The 18784-nt window shown below is 72.4% G+C and carries 20 protein-coding genes; 16 read left to right on the top strand and 4 right to left on the bottom strand.

The features are described from left to right. The first annotated feature begins 4 nt into the window (after positions 1-4). The 11 genes from ACQPXB_RS31995 (at position 5) to ACQPXB_RS31945 (ending at position 10941) form a co-directional block, all read left to right on the top strand. On the top strand, positions 5-823 hold the full coding sequence (locus tag ACQPXB_RS31995) for a PhzF family phenazine biosynthesis protein (protein ID WP_386950237.1): 819 nt from the start codon (positions 5-7) through the stop codon (positions 821-823). A gap of 123 nt (positions 824-946) precedes the next feature. Further along, positions 947-2269, top strand: a complete 1323-nt coding sequence (locus ACQPXB_RS31990; RefSeq protein WP_432845484.1) for an MFS transporter — start codon at positions 947-949, stop codon at positions 2267-2269. 46 nt (positions 2270-2315) lie between these two features. Beyond that, a complete protein-coding gene (gene truB, locus ACQPXB_RS31985) occupies positions 2316-3230 on the top strand; it encodes a tRNA pseudouridine(55) synthase TruB (RefSeq protein WP_366582226.1) in 915 nt (304 codons plus the stop codon). Between the two features lie 48 nt (positions 3231-3278). Continuing rightward, a complete protein-coding gene (locus tag ACQPXB_RS31980) occupies positions 3279-4244 on the top strand; it encodes a bifunctional riboflavin kinase/FAD synthetase (RefSeq protein WP_366582329.1) in 966 nt (321 codons plus the stop codon). A gap of 150 nt (positions 4245-4394) precedes the next feature. Then, complete coding sequence (locus ACQPXB_RS31975; RefSeq protein WP_285965649.1) at positions 4395-4868, top strand: helix-turn-helix domain-containing protein; 474 nt, start codon at positions 4395-4397, stop codon at positions 4866-4868. 4 nt (positions 4869-4872) lie between these two features. Beyond that, positions 4873-5376, top strand: a complete 504-nt coding sequence (gene thpR / locus ACQPXB_RS31970) for an RNA 2',3'-cyclic phosphodiesterase (RefSeq protein WP_366582225.1) — start codon at positions 4873-4875, stop codon at positions 5374-5376. A 141-nt stretch (positions 5377-5517) separates the two neighbouring features. Continuing rightward, on the top strand, positions 5518-5787 hold the full coding sequence (rpsO, locus tag ACQPXB_RS31965; RefSeq protein WP_360602627.1) for a 30S ribosomal protein S15: 270 nt from the start codon (positions 5518-5520) through the stop codon (positions 5785-5787). Positions 5788-6029: 242 nt separating this feature from the next. After that, complete coding sequence (locus ACQPXB_RS31960; RefSeq protein WP_366582224.1) at positions 6030-8297, top strand: polyribonucleotide nucleotidyltransferase; 2268 nt, start codon at positions 6030-6032, stop codon at positions 8295-8297. Between the two features lie 90 nt (positions 8298-8387). Next, entirely contained in the window at positions 8388-9752 is a 1365-nt protein-coding gene (locus tag ACQPXB_RS31955; protein ID WP_366582223.1) for a M16 family metallopeptidase, read from the top strand. Then, positions 9749-10498 carry a 4-hydroxy-tetrahydrodipicolinate reductase gene (gene dapB / locus ACQPXB_RS31950; RefSeq protein WP_386950225.1) on the top strand — a complete coding sequence of 250 codons (750 nt, stop codon included), beginning with the start codon at positions 9749-9751 and terminating at the stop codon, positions 10496-10498. The genes ACQPXB_RS31955 and dapB overlap by 4 nt, the downstream gene beginning before the upstream one ends. Further along, complete coding sequence (locus tag ACQPXB_RS31945; protein WP_432845483.1) at positions 10495-10941, top strand: tetratricopeptide repeat protein; 447 nt, start codon at positions 10495-10497, stop codon at positions 10939-10941. The genes dapB and ACQPXB_RS31945 overlap by 4 nt, the downstream gene beginning before the upstream one ends. Positions 10942-11018: 77 nt before the next feature. Here ACQPXB_RS31945 and ACQPXB_RS31940 read toward each other — a convergent pair whose 3' ends face one another. Next, positions 11019-11534, bottom strand: a complete 516-nt coding sequence (locus ACQPXB_RS31940) for a hypothetical protein (protein ID WP_360602618.1) — start codon at positions 11532-11534, stop codon at positions 11019-11021. Between the two features lie 166 nt (positions 11535-11700). On the opposite strand from ACQPXB_RS31940, the gene ACQPXB_RS31935 reads away from it, so the two are divergent. Continuing rightward, positions 11701-12180 carry a GtrA family protein gene (locus ACQPXB_RS31935; RefSeq protein WP_386950219.1) on the top strand — a complete coding sequence of 160 codons (480 nt, stop codon included), beginning with the start codon at positions 11701-11703 and terminating at the stop codon, positions 12178-12180. Here the strand turns inward: ACQPXB_RS31935 and ACQPXB_RS31930 are convergent. Beyond that, positions 12170-12730 carry a GNAT family N-acetyltransferase gene (locus ACQPXB_RS31930; protein ID WP_366582219.1) on the bottom strand — a complete coding sequence of 187 codons (561 nt, stop codon included), beginning with the start codon at positions 12728-12730 and terminating at the stop codon, positions 12170-12172. The two genes, ACQPXB_RS31935 and ACQPXB_RS31930, sit on opposite strands and share 11 nt — an antisense overlap. 64 nt (positions 12731-12794) lie before the next feature. Here ACQPXB_RS31930 and ACQPXB_RS31925 point away from each other — a divergent pair, with 64 nt between their 5' ends. Then, positions 12795-14009 carry a winged helix-turn-helix domain-containing protein gene (locus ACQPXB_RS31925; RefSeq protein ID WP_366582218.1) on the top strand — a complete coding sequence of 405 codons (1215 nt, stop codon included), beginning with the start codon at positions 12795-12797 and terminating at the stop codon, positions 14007-14009. Between the two features lie 508 nt (positions 14010-14517). Here ACQPXB_RS31925 and ACQPXB_RS31920 read toward each other — a convergent pair. Next, positions 14518-15531, bottom strand: a complete 1014-nt coding sequence (locus ACQPXB_RS31920; protein WP_366582217.1) for a DUF4097 family beta strand repeat-containing protein — start codon at positions 15529-15531, stop codon at positions 14518-14520. Positions 15532-15546: 15 nt separating this feature from the next. Beyond that, positions 15547-16053, bottom strand: a complete 507-nt coding sequence (locus ACQPXB_RS31915; RefSeq protein ID WP_366582216.1) for a toxin-antitoxin system HicB family antitoxin — start codon at positions 16051-16053, stop codon at positions 15547-15549. Positions 16054-16183: 130 nt separating this feature from the next. Between ACQPXB_RS31915 and thyX the strand changes: the two genes are divergently transcribed. The 3 genes from thyX (at position 16184) to ACQPXB_RS31900 (ending at position 18727) form a co-directional block, all read left to right on the top strand. Further along, complete coding sequence (gene thyX, locus ACQPXB_RS31910; RefSeq protein WP_432845482.1) at positions 16184-16936, top strand: FAD-dependent thymidylate synthase; 753 nt, start codon at positions 16184-16186, stop codon at positions 16934-16936. Next, positions 16936-17334 (top strand): ACT domain-containing protein, encoded by a 399-nt coding sequence (locus ACQPXB_RS31905; RefSeq protein ID WP_285965662.1) that lies wholly within the window; start codon positions 16936-16938, stop codon positions 17332-17334. Before thyX ends, ACQPXB_RS31905 begins: the two co-directional genes overlap by 1 nt. A 151-nt stretch (positions 17335-17485) precedes the next feature. Continuing rightward, positions 17486-18727 (top strand): Nramp family divalent metal transporter, encoded by a 1242-nt coding sequence (locus ACQPXB_RS31900; RefSeq protein ID WP_366582213.1) that lies wholly within the window; start codon positions 17486-17488, stop codon positions 18725-18727. Positions 18728-18784 lie beyond the last annotated feature (57 nt).

Genomic DNA, 18784 nt, shown 5'->3' with positions numbered 1-18784 from the left:
AGCCATGCGCTTCAGCCAGGTCGACGTCTTCACCGATGAGCTCACCCTCGGCAACGCACTCGCCGTGGTGCACGACGCCGAAGGCCTCTCCGACGACACGATGGCCGCCTTCGCGCGGTGGACCAACCTCAGCGAGACCACGTTCCTGCTCCCGCCGGCACACGCCGGGGCCGACTACCGTGTGCGGATCTTCACCGTGGAGCGCGAGCTGCCCTTCGCCGGGCACCCCACGCTGGGCTCGGCCCGCGCGTGGCTCGAAGCGGGCGGCACGCCGAAGGGCGAAGACCTCGTGCAGGAGTGCGGCGCCGGCCTGGTCCGTGTGCGGCGCACCGGCGAGCGGCTCGCCTTCGCCGCGCCGCCGCTCACGCGCGGCGGCCCCGTCGCGCCCGAGGACCTCGCCGCCGTCCGGAAGGCCCTGCACCTGGCCGAAAGCGACGTCGTCGACGCGCAGTGGGCCGACAACGGCCCCGGCTGGCTCGCCGTGCTCCTCACCGACGCCGAGGCGGTCCTCGCGGTCGAACGCGACATCGCGGCGCTCGGGAAGTACAAGGTCGGCATCGTCGGACCCCATCCGGCCGGCTCGCCCGCGGCGTTCGAGGTCCGCGCCTTCACCGGCCTGGTCGAGGACCCGGTCACCGGCAGCCTCAACGCCGCGATCGGCCAGTGGCTCATCGGTTCGGGCCGCGCGCCGGAGTCCTACGTGGCCGCGCAGGGCACCCGGCTCGGCCGGCGCGGCCGCGTGCACGTCGAGCGGGCGGACGGCGAGATCTGGGTGGGCGGCGACACCGTGGTGGGAATTGCCGGTCGAGTGACGCTGCGGTGAACGGGTGATGTGGCGAATCCCACCGAGGTAACGGCTATGTTTCGAGGTTGCTGAGGCGATACAACGATCGAGGCGGCAGCGTCGTCGTCTTTCCCCGACGACCGCTACCCGCAGGAGGAAACCTTGTCGCCCGGCCGCGCCACCGTCCGGTCCTGGCTCATCTGGCTCACCGCCGTCTTCGTGTACCTGCTCGCCGTGTTCCACCGCACCTCGTTCGGGGTCGCGGGCCTGGAAGCGGCGGACCGGTTCGGGGTCGGCGCCGCGGCGCTCGGCACGTTCACCGTGCTGCAGGTCGGGGTCTACGCCGCCATGCAGATCCCCACCGGCGTGCTCGTCGACCGCTACGGCCCGCGCCGCGTCCTCACCGCCGCCGTGCTCATCCTCGGCACCGGGCAGCTGCTGCTCGGCCTCGCCGAGAGCTACGGCGTCGGCCTGCTCGCCCGCGGCATCCTCGGCCTGGGTGACGCGCTGACGTTCGTCAGCGTGCTGCGCCTGATCGCCGCCCACTTCCCGGCGCGGCAGTACGCGTTGATCACGTCGTTCACCTCCGCCGTCGGCTACATCGGCAACCTCGCCGCCACCGTGCCGCTGACGCTGCTGCTCGCCGGTCCCGGGTGGACGGTCACGTTCGTCTCGGTCGGCGCGCTCACGCTCCTGGTCTCGGTGCCGGTGGTGCTGCGCGTGCGCGACACCCCGCTCGGCGTCCCCGAGCCCGAGCGCAAGCCGGTGCACCCGGCGCTGCTCGCGCGCCAGATCCGCGCCGCGTGGCGCGTGCCCAGCACCCGGCTCGGCTTCTGGACGCACTTCAGCACGATGTTCGCGCCCAACGTGCTCACGCTGCTGTGGGGCGTCCCGTTTCTCGTCGAGGGCCAAGGCATTCCGGCCGCCACGGCGAGCGCGATGCTGACCGTGTTCGTGTTCGGGTCGCTGGCCGGCGGCCCGGTGCTGGGCACCGTGATCAGCCGCCACCCCGAGCTGCGGATGCCGATCGTCGGGGGCTACCTCGGCACCGCCGCCGTCACGTGGGCCGTGCTGCTCGGCTGGAACGGGCACCTCCCGCTCGGGGTGCTCGGTCCCGCGTTCGCGCTGCTGTCGCTCGGCGGCCCGGTGTCGATGATCGGCTTCGCGCTGGCGCGCGACTACAACCCGATCGAGCGCGTCGGCACGGCGACCGGCCTCGTGAACGTCGCCGGGTTCGTCGCGACGACGGTGACCTCGCTCGTGGTCGGCGTGCTGCTGCAGTGGACGGGCGGGAACTTCCGCGTGTCGCTGCTGAGCGTCGTGGTCGTGCTCGCGCTGGGCACGTGGCGGATGCTCGTGTGGTGGCGCCGCGCCAGGGCGCACGTGTTCGCCGCCGAAGCCCGCGGCGAGGACGTGCCGGTGCGGCTCACCCGCCGGCGCTGGGACGGCGAGGTGCCGGCCGAAGCCGCGGCCGTCGCCGCCTGACAGGTGCTCGCCGGTCCGAACCGGACGTCTCGATAGGGTTCGCCCCGTGTCTCGCCCGAAAGAACCGCGCCGCCCCGCTCCGCCGCCCGGTCTGCTCATCGTCGACAAACCGGCCGGAATGACGTCGCACGACGTCGTCGCGAGGGCGCGCCGGATCATGGGGACCCGCAAGGTCGGCCACGCCGGCACGCTCGACCCGATGGCCACCGGCGTGCTGGTGCTCGGCATCGAGCGCGCCACCAAGCTGCTGGGCCACCTGGCGCTCGACCGCAAGACCTACCTCGCGACGCTGTCGCTGGGCAGCTCCACCACCACCGACGACGCCGAGGGCGAGGTGCTCACCGAGGGCGACCCCGCGGTGCTCGCGAAGATCACCGACGAGGAGCTGGCCGCCGGCGTCGCCGAGCTCACGGGCGACATCCAGCAGGTGCCCAGCGCCGTCAGCGCCGTGAAGATCGACGGCAAACGGGCCTACGCCCGGGTGCGCGCGGGGGAGGACGTGGTGCTCCCGCCGCGGCCCGTCACCGTCTACCGCTTCGACGTGCTGGCGATTCGCCGCGAGGACGACCGGATCGAGCTCGACGCCGTGGTCGAGTGCTCGTCGGGCACCTACGTGCGCGCGCTGGCCCGCGACCTCGGCGCCGGGCTCGGCGTCGGCGGGCACCTGCTCGCGTTGCGCCGCACCACGGTCGGGCCCTTCACCCTCGCCCGGGCGCGCACGCTGGAGAAGCTCGAGGAGACGCCCGAGCTGTCGCTGGACCTCGACGCCGCCGTCGCCGCGGCCTTCCCGCGCCGCGACGTCGACGCCGCCGAAGCGCAGGCCGTGCGCCACGGCCGCGCCATCCCGGCGGCCGGCATCGACGGCACCTACGGCCTCTTCGCGCCCGACGGCCGCGTGCTCGCCCTGGCCGCCGACACCGAGGGTGTGGCCCGGTCGGTGGTGGTCCTGCTGCCCGCATAGGGTGGGTCGCGGTTGGGCGAGAGACCGGCACGGGGAGAGTTGACGACAGTGCAGCGGTGGCGTGGCCTCGGGGACCTCCCGGGCGGCTGGGGACGGTGCGTGGTCACCATCGGCGTGTTCGACGGCGTGCACCGCGGGCACCAGGTGCTCATCTCGCGCACCGTGCGCGCGGCGGCCGAGCGCGGGGTGCCGAGCGTGGTGCTCACGTTCGACCCGCACCCGTCGGAGGTCCTGCGCCCGGGCAGCCACCCGGCGCAGCTGACCACGTTGCGGCGCAAGGCCGAGCTCGTGGAGGCCCTCGGCGTCGACGTGTTCGCCGTGCTGCCCTTCACCCTCGAGCTCTCGCGCCTGTCGCCGCACGAGTTCGTGCACGAGGTGCTGGTGGACCGGCTGCACGCCGCCGCCGTGCTGGTGGGCGACAACTTCACCTTCGGCGCCAAGGCCGCGGGCGACGTGACGCTGCTGCGCAAGCTCGGCAGCCGCTTCGGCTTCGTCGCCTACGGCGCGGAGCTGCAAGGCCGCTCGCTCGCCGACGACCGCGTCGCCAACGACATCACCTTCTCCTCCACGTACGTGCGCTCGTGCATCGACGCCGGCGACGTGGTGGCCGCGGCCGACGCGCTGGGGCGCCCGCACCGGCTCGAGGGCATCGTCGTGCGCGGCGACGGCCGGGGCCACGACCTCGGTTACCCGACCGCGAACCTGTCGACGCCGCGGTTCGCCGCCGTGCCCGCCGACGGCGTGTACACGGCGTGGTTCACCCGCCTGTCGGACCCGGGCCGGCGGCTGCAGGCCGCGGTTTCGGTGGGCACGAACCCCACGTTCTCGGGGCGCGAGCGCACGGTCGAGGCGTTCGTGCTCGACGTCGACGAAGACTTCTACGGCCAGCACGTGGCGCTCGACTTCGTCACGCGGCTGCGCGACCAGGAGCGGTTCAGCCGGTCCGAGCAGCTGGTGGAGCGGATCGACGACGACGTGGCGCGCACCCGCGAAGCGCTGGGCGCCGAAGACTGACGTCGTTCCCCCGGACGGGGTCCGGCCGGGGGCGGAATGGGCGGTTCCGGCCGCCCGGGCGCGGGTCCGGTGGCAAGATACTCACGGGCGGGTGAAACGGTCCGGGCACGCCGGTCCGGCCGGACGAGGGGACCAAGGGGAGCGGAACTGGTGGAGGACCACAAGATCGTCCAGCGGAACGTCGCGCTGCAGCGGGAGTGGTACGGCGAACCGCTGGGTGACCGGGTGCGCAGGCTCGTCGTGGCCTTCGACATCTCGCAGGCCTACCTCGCCGAGGTTCTCGGCATCAGCGCCCCCATGCTCAGCCAGGTGATGAGCGGCCGGCGCGCCAAGATCGGCAACCCCGTGGTGCTCGCCCGCATGATCATGCTCGAACGCAAGATCCTCGTGCCCGACGTCGCGGCGGGCAACCGCGACGCGATGCAGGCGGCGCTGGAGGACGTGCGCGACTCGCGGCCCACGGTCGGGCGCGACAACATCCCGGTGGGCTCCGACGAGCGGCTGGTGCTCGCCGCGCTGCGCGAGGTCGCCGAGGAAGAGGACCTCACCGAGGCCGCGAAGCGCCTCGACGACGACTTCCCGATCCTCGCCGAGCTCCTGCGCCGCGCCGGCGCCAGCCACTAGCTTCGTGCGGCTGTTCACCGCGCTGCGCCCGCCGGCCGACGTCGTCGCCGCGGTGGCCCTGTCGCTCGGCGAACCCGGTCCCGGCCTGCGCTGGTCGCCGCCGGAGGACTGGCACGTCACGCTCGCGTATTACGGTGAAGCGGACCCGGAAGAACGGGCCGCCGACCTCGTCCCCGCGCTGGCCGGCCGCCCGGCCGTCGACGTCCGGCTGACCGGCCCGGGAACCTTTCCCGGCGTGCTGTGGCTGGGCGTCGCGGGGGACGGGCTGACGCGGCTCGCGGAAGCGGCCGGCGCGGACCAGGAGGAACGGCCGTACCGGGCGCACCTCACGCTGGCGCGGTACCCGCGTGACCGCCGGGGCGCGGCGACACCGTGGACGCAGCGGCTCGCCGGGTTCGCCAGTCGCGAGTGGACCGCCCGCGAGGTGGTGCTCATGGGCAGCGCCGAGACGGCGGGCGGGCGCTACCGGGCGCTGCGGACGTTCCCGCTGGGCCCCGCCGGAACGTGAACCGCGCCTGAAGGCACTGATCACACGGCTGGTAGCCTTGACAATCGGGTCCGGCTGCAGTCCGTGGCGGCCGAGACCGACTACCCGGCCGCGCAGCGCGGTGCGGGCCCCACGGCACTGATTCAACGAGGAGCAACACCAGTGGCGCTGTCCACCGATGAGAAGAAGTCGATCCTGGCCGAGTACGGCGTGCACGACTCGGACACCGGATCCCCCGAGGCCCAGGTCGCGCTGCTGACCAAGCGCATCGTCGGCCTCACCGAGCACCTCAAGGCTCACAAGCACGACCACCACTCGCGTCGCGGGCTCCTGCTGCTGGTCGGCCGTCGCCGCCGGCTGCTGAACTACGTGATGAAGGTGGACATCGAGCGGTACCGGTCGCTGATCCAGCGGCTCGGCCTGCGCCGATAGCGTGACCCGAGGGGGAGTGACCGGTCCGGTCGCTCCCCCTCGGTGCCAGAAGAGAAGAAACGGCGCGAGCGCGCTGGAGGATCCGTCCGCCGGTCCTCGGTAGTGGTTCCCGGGTGAGAAGACTGCGAAGTCCCGGGAGCTTCGATCGAAGACCGGCCTCATTCCTCGAGCGTCCGCGGGCGAACCGGGTCCCAGGGTGGGAGACTCGCGCCGGACGAAGCACAAAAGAGGAGATACACCCTATGACCGACTCCACCGGAGTCACCGTGCACGAGACCGAAGCCGTGATCGACAACGGCCGGTTCGGCACCCGCACCGTGCGTTTCGAGACGGGCCGCCTGGCCAAGCAGGCCGCCGGCTCCGTCGTCGCGTACCTCGACGAAGAGACCATGCTGCTCTCGGCCACCACGGCGTCGAAGCACCCGAAGGAGCACTTCGACTTCTTCCCGCTGACCGTGGACGTCGAGGAGCGCATGTACGCCGTGGGCCGCATCCCCGGCGCGTTCTTCCGCCGTGAGGGCCGCCCGTCGACCGACGCGATCCTCACCGCCCGCCTGATCGACCGCCCGCTGCGCCCGTCGTTCACCGACGGTCTCCGCAACGAGATCCAGGTCGTCATCACCGTCCAGAGCCTCAACCCGGACGACCCGTACGACGTGCTGGCCATCAACGCCGCTTCGGCGTCGACCCAGATCGCGGGCCTGCCGTTCTCCGGCCCGGTCGGCGGCGTGCGCGTCGCTCTGATCGAGGACCAGTGGGTCGCGTTCCCGACCTGGTCGCAGCTGGAGAAGGCCACCTTCAACATGGTGGTCGCGGGCCGCATCGTCGGCGACAGTGCCGATGACGTCGCGATCATGATGGTCGAGGCCGAGGGCACCGAGCACACGCTCGACCTGATCGCCGCCGGCGGCAAGGCGCCCGACGAGGCCGCCGTGGCCCAGGGCCTCGAGGCCGCCAAGCCGTTCATCCGCGTGCTGTGCGAGGCGCAGCAGCGCCTGGCCGCCGACGCCGCGAAGCCGACCGGCGACTTCCCGCTGTACCCGGCCTACCAGCCGGACATCTACGAGGCCGTCGCCGCGATCGCGACCGACGACCTGGCGAAGGCGCTGACCATCGCCGGCAAGCAGGACCGCGACGCCGCGACCGACGAGGTCAAGGCCACTGTGCTGGCGAAGCTGGGCCTGGGCGACGGCGAGGCCTTCGAGGGTCGCGACGGCGAGGTCGGCGGCGCGTTCAAGGCGCTGACCAAGAAGATCATGCGCCAGCGCGTGCTCACCGAGAAGATCCGCATGGACGGCCGCGGCCTGACCGACATCCGGTCGCTCTCGGCCGAGGTCGCCGTGATCCCGCGGGCCCACGGTTCGGCGCTGTTCGAGCGCGGCGAAACCCAGATCCTGGGCGTCACCACGCTGAACATGCTCCGCATGGAGCAGCAGATCGACTCGCTCTCCCCGGAGACGACCAAGCGCTACCTGCACCACTACAACTTCCCGCCGTTCTCCACCGGTGAGACCGGCCGCGTCGGCTCGCCGAAGCGGCGCGAGATCGGCCACGGCATGCTCGCCGAGCGCGCCCTGGTCCCGGTGCTGCCGAAGCGCGACGAGTTCCCGTACGCGATCCGCCAGGTCTCCGAGGCGCTGGGCTCCAACGGCTCGACCTCGATGGGCTCGGTCTGCGCGTCCACGATGGGCCTGTTCAACGCCGGCGTGCCGCTGAAGGCGCCGGTCGCGGGCATCGCGATGGGCCTGGTGTCCGACGAGGTCGACGGCGAGACGCGCTACGTCGCGCTGACCGACATCCTCGGCGCCGAGGACGCCCTGGGCGACATGGACTTCAAGGTCGCCGGCACCAAGGACATCATCACCGCGCTGCAGCTCGACACGAAGCTCGACGGCATCCCGTCGGAGGTCCTCGCGGCCGCGCTGAAGCAGGCGAAGGACGCACGGCTGACCATCCTGGAGGTCATCGCCGAGGCGATCGACGGCCCGGACGAGATGAGCCCGTACGCCCCGCGCGTCACCTCCGTGAAGATCCCGGTCGACAAGATCGGCGAGGTCATCGGCCCGAAGGGCAAGATGATCAACTCGATCACCGAGCAGACCGGTGCCGACATCTCCATCGAGGACGACGGCACGATCTACGTCGGTGCGGCCGACGGCCCCTCGGCCGAGTCGGCGATCGACCTGATCAACGCGATCGCCAACCCGCAGCTGCCGAAGGTCGGCGAGCGCTTCCTGGGCACCGTGGTGAAGACGGCCGCGTTCGGCGCGTTCGTCTCGCTGCTGCCGGGCAAGGACGGCCTCGTCCACATCTCGAAGCTGGGCAACGGCAAGCGGATCGCCAAGGTCGAGGACGTGGTCAACGTGGGCGACAAGCTCCGCGTCGAGATCGCCGACATCGACAACCGCGGCAAGATCAGCCTGATCGTGGTCAAGGAGGACGACGCCGCCGACGCCAAGCCGGCCGAGGGCGCCGAGGGTGCCGACGCCGAGAAGTCCGACGCCAAGTAAGTCCTTCATATCTGAAAAAGAAGTCCCGTCGAAGGCCTCCTCGCGGAAGACGCGCGAGGAGGCCTTCGCGGCATCGTGAGTAAGGAACCCATGGCACGGCAGGTTTCCGGGCACGAGCAGCCCGTCGGCAGCACCCGCACGCTCGAGTCCACTCCGGACGGTGCGATCGTCAGGCGCAGCGTGCTCCCCGGCGGCCTGCGGGTGATCACCGAGTACGTCCCGGCGTCGCGCTCGGCGACGGTGGGGCTGTGGGTGGGCGTCGGTTCGCGCGACGAGCCGCTGGCCGTCGCCGGCGCCGCGCACTACCTGGAACACCTGCTGTTCAAGGGAACCGCCAACCGGGACGCCACGCAGATCGCCGAGGAGATCGACGCCGTCGGCGGCGAGTTCAACGCGTTCACGGCCAAGGAGCACACCTGCTACTACGCGCAGGTGCTCGATGCCGACCTGCCGCTGGCCATGGACCTGGTGACCGACGTGGTGTTCGAGGCGCTGTGCACCGACCGCGACATGGACACCGAACGCAGCGTGGTGCTCGAAGAGATCGCGATGCGCGACGACGACCCCGAGGACCTGCTGCACGAGACGTTCGTGGGCGCGATCCTCGGCGAGCACCCGCTCGGCCGGCCGGTGCTGGGCACCGAGAAGTCGATCACGGAGATGTCGCCCACGGCGTTGCGCGGCTTCTACAAGCGCCGCTACACGATGCCGCGGATGGTGCTCGCGGTCGCCGGGAACGTCGAGCACAACCAGGTGCTTCGCCTGGTGCGCAAGGCTTTGGGCGATCGGCTCAACGGCGCGGGCGTCCCGGTGCCGCCGCGCGCCGGCCGCGCGCGCATCCAGACCGTGCCGAAGCTGGCGCTGCACACCGACGACACCGAGCAGGCGCACGTGATGCTCGGGCTGCGCTCGCTGCCGCGGCACGACGAGCGCCGTTTCGCGTTGTCGGTGCTCAACGCGGCGCTGGGCGGCGGCATGAGCTCGCGGCTGTTCCAGGAGATCCGGGAGCGGCGCGGGCTCGCGTACCAGGTGTACTCGTCGGTGGCGAGCTACGCCGACACCGGGCACATGGCTGTGTACGCCGGCTGCCAGCCGGAGCGGCTCGGGCAGGTCGCGGGCGTGATCCGCGAGGTGCTCGACGGCGTCGCCGCCGACGGGCTGACCGACGCCGAGGTGGCGCGCGCCAAGGGGCAGCTGCGCGGCGGCCTGGTGCTGGGACTGGAGGACACGTCGTCGCGCATGTCGCGCATCGGCAAGAACGAGCTGAACTACGGCCGTTACCTGGGTGTCGACGACACCGTGGCCCGCGTGGACGCGGTGACGACCGAAGAGGTGTGTGCGCTGGCTCGCACTCTGCTGCGCCGCCCCGGTGGGGTGTCGGCGGCGGCGGTCGTGGGGCCGTACGCTCACGCCGACGACCTGCCGGACGATCTGCACGAGGTGATCGCGTCATGACCGACTCCCCGATCCGCGTCGGCGTGCTGGGCGCGCGCGGCCGCATGGGTGCGACGGTGGTGAACGCCGTCGAGGGCGCCGCCGACCTGAAGCTGGTGGCCGCGCTCGACGCGGGAGACGACTTCGCCCCGCTGGGCGAGGCCCAGGTGGTGGTGGACTTCACCCACCCCGACGCCGTGATGGACAACCTGCGGTACCTGATCGAGCACGACTTGCACGCCGTGGTCGGCACGACCGGGTTCAGCGAGGAGCGGCTGGACCAGGTGCGTTCGCTGCTGGCCGGGAAGCCTTCGCTGGGCGTGCTGGTCGCGCCGAACTTCGCGCTCGGTGCGGTGCTGGCGATGCGCTTCGCGGCGCAGGCGGCGCGGTTCTACGCGTCGGCCGAGATCATCGAGCTGCACCACAACCGCAAGGCCGACGCCCCGTCGGGCACCGCGTCGCACACCGCGCGCATGATCGGCGAGGCGCGCGCGGCGGCCGGCCTGGAGCCGGGTCCGGACGCCACGACGTCCGAACTGGACGGTGCCCGCGGCGCCCGCGTCGCCGAGGTCCCCGTGCACTCCGTGCGGCTGCCGGGTTTGGTGGCGCACGAGGAGATCCTGTTCGGTGGTGAGGGGGAGACCCTGACCATCCGGCACGACTCGCTGGACCGCACGTCGTTCATGCCGGGCGTGCTGCTGGGCGTGCGTTCGGTGGTGTCGCGCCCCGGCCTCACGGTCGGCCTGGAGAACGTGCTCGACCTGTGAGGGCCCGCAACGTCGCGCTGCTGCTGACCGCGGCGCTGGTCGTGTACCTGGTCCTGCTGGCGGACCGGGCGGTGGCGCTGTTCGCCACCGGTACGCCCGCGGGCATCGCGCTCGGCGTGGGCGTGTTCGTGCTGCCGCTGCTGGGTGTGTGGATCGTGGTCGCCACCTGGCGGTCCGGCCTGCAGATCCAGCGCCTCTCGCGCCGCCTCGACGCCGAAGGCGCGCTGCCCGACGTGTCCGACCTCCCGCGCCGCCCGTCCGGCCGCGTCGACCGCACCGCCGCCGACGCCTGGTTCGACGCCCGCCGCGAGGAAGTCCAGGCCAACTCCGAGGACTGGCGCGCCTGGTACCGCCTCGCCTACGCCTACGACATCGCGGGCGACCGCCGCCGAGCCCGGGCGACGATGCGCAAGGCCGTGGAACTGGAAGCCGCGGACCGCTGAAAAACAGGGGCCGCCGCGGAACAGGGGTTGCCGTTCCGCGGCGTCCGTGCGGGTCGGCGATCCAGCGACGACCCGGCTCAGTGCATCCAGCCCGCGAGCAGCGCCGGTGACGCGGCCAGCAGGCTGAACCGCACCCAGCGGCCCGCGAGCCCCGCGGCCAGGAACGTGACCAGCCGCATCCGCACCATGCCGGCGAGCACGCTCGTCGCCATGAAGGGCGGGAGGCCGATGAGCGAGCTGACGCCGTAGGTGCCCGCCATCCAGTGCGGGTGACGCTGGCAGCGTTCGCGCAGGGCTTCGATCTTGGAGCGCAGCACCTTGGTGCGCCGGTGCCAGCGGTCCCGGCGGGCGCTGGGCACGCGTTCGCGGTGGAGGCGGTCGTGCAGGAAGCGCGGGAGGCGGATGGAGCCGCGCGCGGCGAGGTAGTACAGCAGCTTGCCGGCGATCTGGCCGACCGCGACGGCCGCACCGAGCCACAGCCAGTGCACGTCGTGCTGGCTGGCGCAGAGGCCGACGACGAACAGCTCCGCGTTCACGACCGGCACGATCGCCGAGCCGAACGCGACGCCGAGCGTCACGAGCAACCAGCCCATCGTGCCTCCCCCTGAAGTGAACCCCCCGAAGTGATCCTCGTCATTCGAGGCTAGCAGTCGTCACGAAAAGGTCACGGGGGCTAACCCCCCTATTCCGGCGGGTGCTGACCCCAGAAGATCACCTGGACGTTCGGTTCAGGACACCTGCGCCTGCCACCATTCGGGCGTGACCGACGTGCCCTTCGCCGATCGCTTCGCCGGGTTCTGCGCGGCCGTCGTCCGAGTCCTGCCCTTCGGGCTGTCGCGCCTCGTCGCGCCGAGCTTCCTCGGGTTCGTGATCATCAACGGCTTCACGTTCGGCGTCGACCTCGGGCTGCTGACGGTGTTCCACAGCAGCTTCGGCTGGCCCGTGTGGCTGGCGATCAGCGCGTCCTACGTGCTCGCGTTCGGGCTCAGCTTCGTGCTCAACCGCGCGCTGAACTTCCGCTCGCACGCGCCCGTCGGGCGGCAGGCGGTGCTGTACGTGGTGGCGATCGGGGTGAACTACGCGGCGTTCCTGCTGGGCGTGGGCGCCGGGCTCGCCGCGCTGGGCATGGAGTACCACCTGTCGCGGCTGATCGCGGGAGCGTGCGAGGGCGTGTTCATGTACTCGGTGATGCGCTGGGTCGTCTTCGCGAAGCGCGAAGAGCCCGCCGTCAGTGCGTGAGCTCCAGCTGCAACGTGCCGGTGAGGCGCACTTCGCGCAGCGTGCCGCGGCCCGTGTCGAGGGTGCGGACGGTCCCGTCGGGCGCCCAGCCCGCGCGGCGGTAGAAGCCGAGCGTCGGGTGGTCCGACTGCGCGACCCACGTGACGCCGCGGTCGAGCCCGTCCCGGCGCAGGTCGGCGGCGGCCGTGCCGAGCAGGCGGCCCGCGTGCCCGCGGCGGCCCCAGCGCGGCTCGACGACGAGCGTCGCGATCAGCGCGGTGGTGGCGGCGTCGGGCGGGGCGGCGCCGTCGGCCGTGGCGATCTCGTCGGCGGGCGCGGGGCCGGCCACGCAGTAGCCGACGGTGAACTCGCCTTCCACCGCGAGGTACACGCGCGTGCCGGGGAACTCGATGGTCTCGGCCCACGTGCCTTCGAGGTCGGCGGCGTCCAGCGCGTCGATGGCCTCGGCGCCCAGCAGGTCGGTGTAGGCCGCCCGCCAGGTGAGGCGCTGGATGCGGGCGATCTCGGCGGCGTCGGACAGGCTCGCGGGACGGACTTCGGCGGCACTCACGCGGGGCAATCTACCGCCCGCGGTCGCGGAAACTGTCGGGGGCGGCTGGCACGATGGACCGACCATGCAGACGATCAGCCTTCAAGCGGCCCGCCGCACCGCGCTGGCCGCCCAGGGGTTCGCCGACGCGCGCCCCGCCGCGCCGCCCACCCGCCGGCACCTGGCCAAGGTGCTTTCGCGCGTCCAGCTGCTGCAGCTGGACTCCGTGAACGTCGCCGTGCGCGCCCACTACATGCCCGTGTTCTCGCGCCTGGGCGCCTACGACCAGGCGCTCCTCGACGACGCCGCCTGGGCCGACAGCGCGCGCAGACCGCGGATGCTCGTCGAGTCGTGGGCCCACGAGGCGAGCCTGCTGCCGATCGAAGACTGGCCGCTCCTGCGCTCCGGTGCCAAACGCGACGGCTGGTGGCGCAACTACACGCGCGTGGTCGAAACCGTGCCCGGCCTGATCGACGACGTGCTCGCGATCGTCAAGGAACACGGCCCCATCGGCGCGGGCGCCATCGAGAAGGCGCTCGAAGCGGAAGTCGCCGGCCGCGGTCCGGGCGCGTGGTGGGAACGCTCGGTGGTCAAAAAGGCGTGCGAGTACCTGTTCGGCCTCGGCCGCCTGTCCACGGGCACGCGCCGGTCGTTCGAGCGGCTCTACGACCTGACCGAACGCGTGGTGCCGCCCGCGATCCTGTCCCGGCAGATGTCGGCCGAGGAGGGTGCCCGCGGCCTGATCGACCGCTCCGCCCGCGCGCTGGGCGTCGCCACCGAGACCGACCTGCGCGACTACTACCGGCTGGGCCCGGACGTCGCGCGCCAGGCCGTCGCCGAGCTGGTCGAGGAGGGCACCCTGGAACCCGTCCAGGTCCGCGACTGGCGCGGCATCGCCTACCGGCACACGGCCGCCCGCACGCCCCGCGCGATCACCGGCCGGGCCCTGCTGTGCCCGTTCGACCCGCTCATCTGGGAACGCGCCCGCACCGAGCGGCTCTTCGGCTTCCGCTACCGCATCGAGATCTACGTGCCGGAACCCAAGCGGCTCTACGGCTACTACGTCTTCCCGTTCCTGCTCGACGGCTCCCTGGCCGCCCGCGTGGACCTCAAGTCCGACCGCGCCGCCGGCGTGCTGCGCGTCCAGGGCTCGTTCGCCGAGGAGGGCGCCGACGTCCCGCGCGTCGCCGCCGAGCTCGCGGGGGAGCTGGCGCACATGGCGGCGTGGCTCGGCCTGGACGGCGTCGCGGTGGGACCCCGCGGCGACCTGGCGGAGGCCCTGTCACGCGCCGTGCGCTGACCGGCGCCTGAACACGTTGCGGGGCAAGGGCTTTCGCTGGAGGTGGCCGTCGAGAAGCGGCGGGCCGGAACGGGTAACCGGAGCGGGGGAGCGGTTCACCTGGCGGCAGGCGGGGCGCCTTGGCGGGTGCGGTTGTCCAGTGTGTTGCGGTGAGCTGGGCCCGAACGCGTTGCGGGGCAAGGACTTCGCATCGGAGTGGGGTGTGCTGCGGCGGCACGGTCGCGTTGTTTGCGCGTGCCGTGCGCTGAGCCGGCCCTGACTGCGTTGCCGGGCTGCGCTCGCGCCGGAGACGGCGGCCTGCGAGACGCGGCAGGCCGGGCCGGATGTCCGGAACGGAGGAAGCCGCACCCGTGACCAACGGGCCGGTGCCGGCGGCGCAATGCCTGGCGGTGCCGCTGCCGCGAGCCGAGCCGGAATGCCCTGCGGGACAAGGACTTGGCGCCAAGACTCTGCGGATACGAAGCGGCGGGCCGGACCGGATGCCTCGGTCCGGCCCGCCGCCTCCCCCTTAGCCGGCCGCGCGGGTCACCACCGCGTTGCCGGTGCCGGTGCGGGCGCGGACGCGCAGGGTGGCGCCCGCTTCGGGCGGCACGTCGGAGACGTCCAGCTCGCTGTGGACGCGGCCCGCGGACGAGGCGAGCTCGACTTCGGCCGCGATGCCGCGGCGGATGCCCACGCGGACTTCGCCGGAGCCGGTGATCAGGTCGACCGTGCCGGAGGCCGCTTCGGCGACGGACAGGTCGCCGCTGCCGGTGCGGGCCATGACTTCGCCCGTGACGGAGCCGAGCCAGACGTTGCCGGTGCCCGTGGCCAGCGTGGCGGAGCCGGAGACGGACGCCGCCTCCACCGAGCCGCTGCCGGTGCGCAGCTGGAGGCCGGCGGGCGTCGGGCCGAGCTTCACGCGGCCGGTGCCGGTGCGCACGATGGCGGCGCCGTCGGCCTGTTCGAGCGTGACCTCGCCGGAGCCGGTCAGGATGTCGGCGCGCCCGGCGGTGCCGGTGACCGTGACGTCGGCGGCGCCGGCGCGGACCTCCACGTGGGAGCCCTTCGGCGCGTGCACGGTGACCGACACCGGCACGTTCCGCAGCTGCCACGCCTTCGCCGCCCGCACCACGAGCCGGTTGCCGGTCTTCTCGATCCGCGCCTGGCGCACCGCATCGGCCGGCGAAGCGTCCGCGGTCACGCCCAGCTGGTCACCGAAGCGCTCGCCGACCCACGACAGCAGGTTGTTCACCCCGCTGACCCACGGCGGCTGCTCGCCCGCGTCGTGCCGCAGCTCGACCCGGGCGCCGGACTCGCGATCCAGCACCAGTTCCACGCGGCCGATCGTCACGCCGACGTCGAGCTCCAGCGGGCCATCGGCCTCGAACTCCTGCGCACGCACCAGCGGATCGTCCGAAGTGGACGAACCGAGATCAGCCGAAGCGACCGCCTCCTCCGCCGCACCCGCGACGGCTTCCTCGGCGGCTTCCTGGGCGGCTTCCTGGGCGGCTTTGTCCCAATCGGACTTGTCTTCACTCATCGTCGCTTCCCCCTTCTAGCTCTGGACCCAGCCGTGCAGCTTGGTCTCGGAGCGGCCGCCCTGGTGGTGCCGCTGCTGGTGGTGCTGCGCCTGGCCGAGTGCCCCCTGCACGGCCTGGGCGACGAACGTGTTGAGCGAGACCCCTTGCGCGGCCGCCGCCTGCTCGGCCTGGCTCTTGATCTGCTCCACGAGCCGCAGCGTGATGCGCGAGATGTCCCCGCCGTCGATCGGTGGGGGCGGCGTGCGCGGCTGGTCCGTCCGCGCCGGCTCGCCGGGCTCGGCCGCACCGGTCACGACCACGCGCACGTCGCGGCCGTCGAGCCGGACGTCCACGACCTGGCCCGGCAGGGCGGCGGTCACCTCGGCGGCGAGGTCGGCCAGTGCGTTCATCAACGTCAGCCGGGCCGCGGGTTCGAGTGCGGACGAAAGGAGTGCGGCCGTGCGCCGGGTCTGCTCGTCCCCGGCGGAGGCCGTGTTCGCGAGGTCTTCGCGAAGGTTCGCGATGTACGGCGTCAGGTCCATGACACCACTATGACGTCACCGGTGACGTCAGTCAAGGAAGCGGTGACATCAAGTGGTGTCACGCCGGTGTCGAACACACAAGCGGTTAGAGTGCGGGCCGGGAGCCGCAAGCGGGAGAGGGAGTGCTGACGTGGTCGAGACCGTGTCGCCCAGAGTGCAGCTGGTCGCGAAAACGGAGTTCTTCCCGCCGGAGGACGTGCCGTGGACGACGGACGCCGACGGGGGACAGGCTCTGGCCGAGTTCGCCGGCCGCGCCTGCTACCAGTCGTGGAAGAAGCCGAACCCGAAGACGGCCACCAACGCTGGGTACCTCGACCACATCATCGAGGTCGGTCACCTTTCCGTGCTGGAGCACGGTTCCGTGAGCTTCTACATCACCGGCATCTCGCGCTCGCTCACCCACGAGCTGATCCGCCACCGCCACTTCTCCTACTCGCAGCTCTCGCAGCGCTACGTCCCCGAGCGCGACGCCGCGTTCGTCGAACCCGACGTGATCGCGAACGACCCCGATCTGCACGAGAAGTTCCTCAAGGCCGCGCAGGCCAGCGCCGACGCCTACGACGAGCTGCTCGCCGGGCTCGAGGAGAGGTTCGCCGACGCCCCGAACGCCACCCTGCGCCGCAAGCAGGCCCGCCAGGCCGCTCGCTCCGTGCTGCCGAACGCCACGGAGACTCGCATCGTCGTCACCGGCAACTACCGCGCCTGGCGCCACTTCGTGGCCATGCGCGCCACCGAGCACGCCGACGTCGAGATCCGCGCGCTGGCCATCGAATGCCTGCGGGAGCTGCAGAAGGCCGCGGGCAACGTGTTCGCCGACTTCACCATGTCGACCCTGCCCGACGGCACCGAGGTCGCGTCCAGCCCGAAGGTGCTCGAAGGCTGATGAAACGACTCGCGATCGACGTCCGCCCGGGCGACTACTCGGTGGTGCGCCTGCCCGCCGACGCACCGGTGCCCGCAGACCTGCTCGACCCGGCCGGGCCCGCGCTCGTGTCCGTGACCCGCACGCCGGAGGAGCTTTCGGTGATCTGCCCGACGGGCCGCGAGCCCTCGGGTGGTGTCGTCGAGCACGGCTGGCGCCTGATGAGCGTGCGCGGCCCGCTGGAGTTCACGCTCACCGGCGTGATCTCGGCGCTCGCGTCCGAGCTCGCCGCCGCCGGCGTCGCGCTGTTCTCACTGTCCACTTTCGACACCGACCACATCCTCGTGCGCGCCGCCGAGCTCGACCGCGCGGTGAAGGCGTTCCGCGACGCCGGCCACGAGGTCGGCCTGCCCGCCTGAAACCGGTCGCGACGGCCCTCCGCCCGCGAGGACGGAGGGCCGTCGTCGTCCGGTACGGCCAACCGGCTGGTGGTAGAGCCCACCCTTGCCCTGCAAAGTTCGGCATGCCTAAACTTCGAGTTGGGACACCCGACAGACGGAGGGCGACGTGATGGCGGTGGCGGAAGCGGTCCGGCCCCGGCGGCTCGCCCGCCTGCGCGCGGGCTCGGCCCTGCTCGGTCCGGCGTTCGTCGCCGCCGTGGCATACGTGGACCCGGGCAACGTCGCGTCGAACATCAGCGCCGGTGCGCGGTTCGGGTACCTGCTGGTGTGGGTGATCGTCGCGGCGAACCTGATGGCCGTGCTGGTGCAGTACCTGTCGGCGAAGCTCGGCCTGGTCACGGGCCGGTCGCTGCCCGAGGCGCTGCGCGAACGGCTGCCCCGCTCGGCGCGGCTGGCGTACTGGGCGCAGGCCGAGGTCGTCGCCGTGGCCACCGACCTCGCGGAGGTCGTCGGCGGCGCCATCGCGCTGAACCTGCTGTTCGACCTTCCGCTCGTGGTCGGCGGCCTGATCACCGGCCTGGTGTCCCTGACGTTGCTCGCGGTGCAGGACCGCGGTGGCCAGCGGACGTTCGAACGCGTGGTGACGGGCCTGCTCGCCGTGATCGCCATCGGCTTCCTGGCGAGCCTGTTCGTGGAGCCGCCCTCGGCGTCGGGGATCGCCAGCGGGCTCGTGCCGCGCTTCGACGGCGCCGACAGCGTGCTGATCGCCGCCGCCATGCTCGGCGCCACCGTGATGCCCCACGCGGTCTACCTGCACTCCGGTCTCGTCCGCGACCGCCACGGCACGCCCGCGCCCGAGAAGCGGCGACGCCTGCTTCGCGCGACCCGCTACGACGTCGGCTTCGCGATGCTGCTCGCCGGCGCGGTCAACCTCGGCATGCTGCTGCTCGCCGCCACCAACCTGCAGGGCCTGCCCGGCGTCGACTCGATCGAAGGCGCGCACGGCGCCGTCGCCACCGCGCTCGGCCCGACCGTCGCGCTGCTGTTCGCGATCGGGCTGCTGGCCTCGGGTCTCGCGTCCACGTCGGTGGGCGCCTACGCGGGCGCCATGATCATGCAAGGCTTGCTGCGCAAGAAGTTCCCGATCCTCGTGCGCCGGCTCGTCACGCTCACGCCGGCGATCGTGGTGCTCGCGCTGGGCGCCGACCCGAGCGCCGCGCTGGTGGTGTCGCAGGTGGTGCTGTCGTTCGGCATCCCGTTCGCGCTCGTGCCGCTGATCCGGCTCACGTCCGACGCGGAGCTCATGGGCACCGACGTGAACCGGCGGATCACCACCGTGCTGGCGTGGTGCGTCGCGGCCGTGATCATCACGCTCAACATCGCGCTGATCTACCTCACCGTCACGGGCTGAGCCCCGCAGGGAAACCCGAAGGAACCGGCCTGGGCCCCGCGCGGTCCGACTAGCATT

Source organism: Amycolatopsis sp. CA-161197 (genome assembly GCF_050942255.1).
Classification (GTDB): domain Bacteria; phylum Actinomycetota; class Actinomycetes; order Mycobacteriales; family Pseudonocardiaceae; genus Amycolatopsis.
The sequence above is the reverse complement of the archived record's forward strand: the minus strand, read 5'-3'. Positions and strand labels throughout refer to the sequence as shown.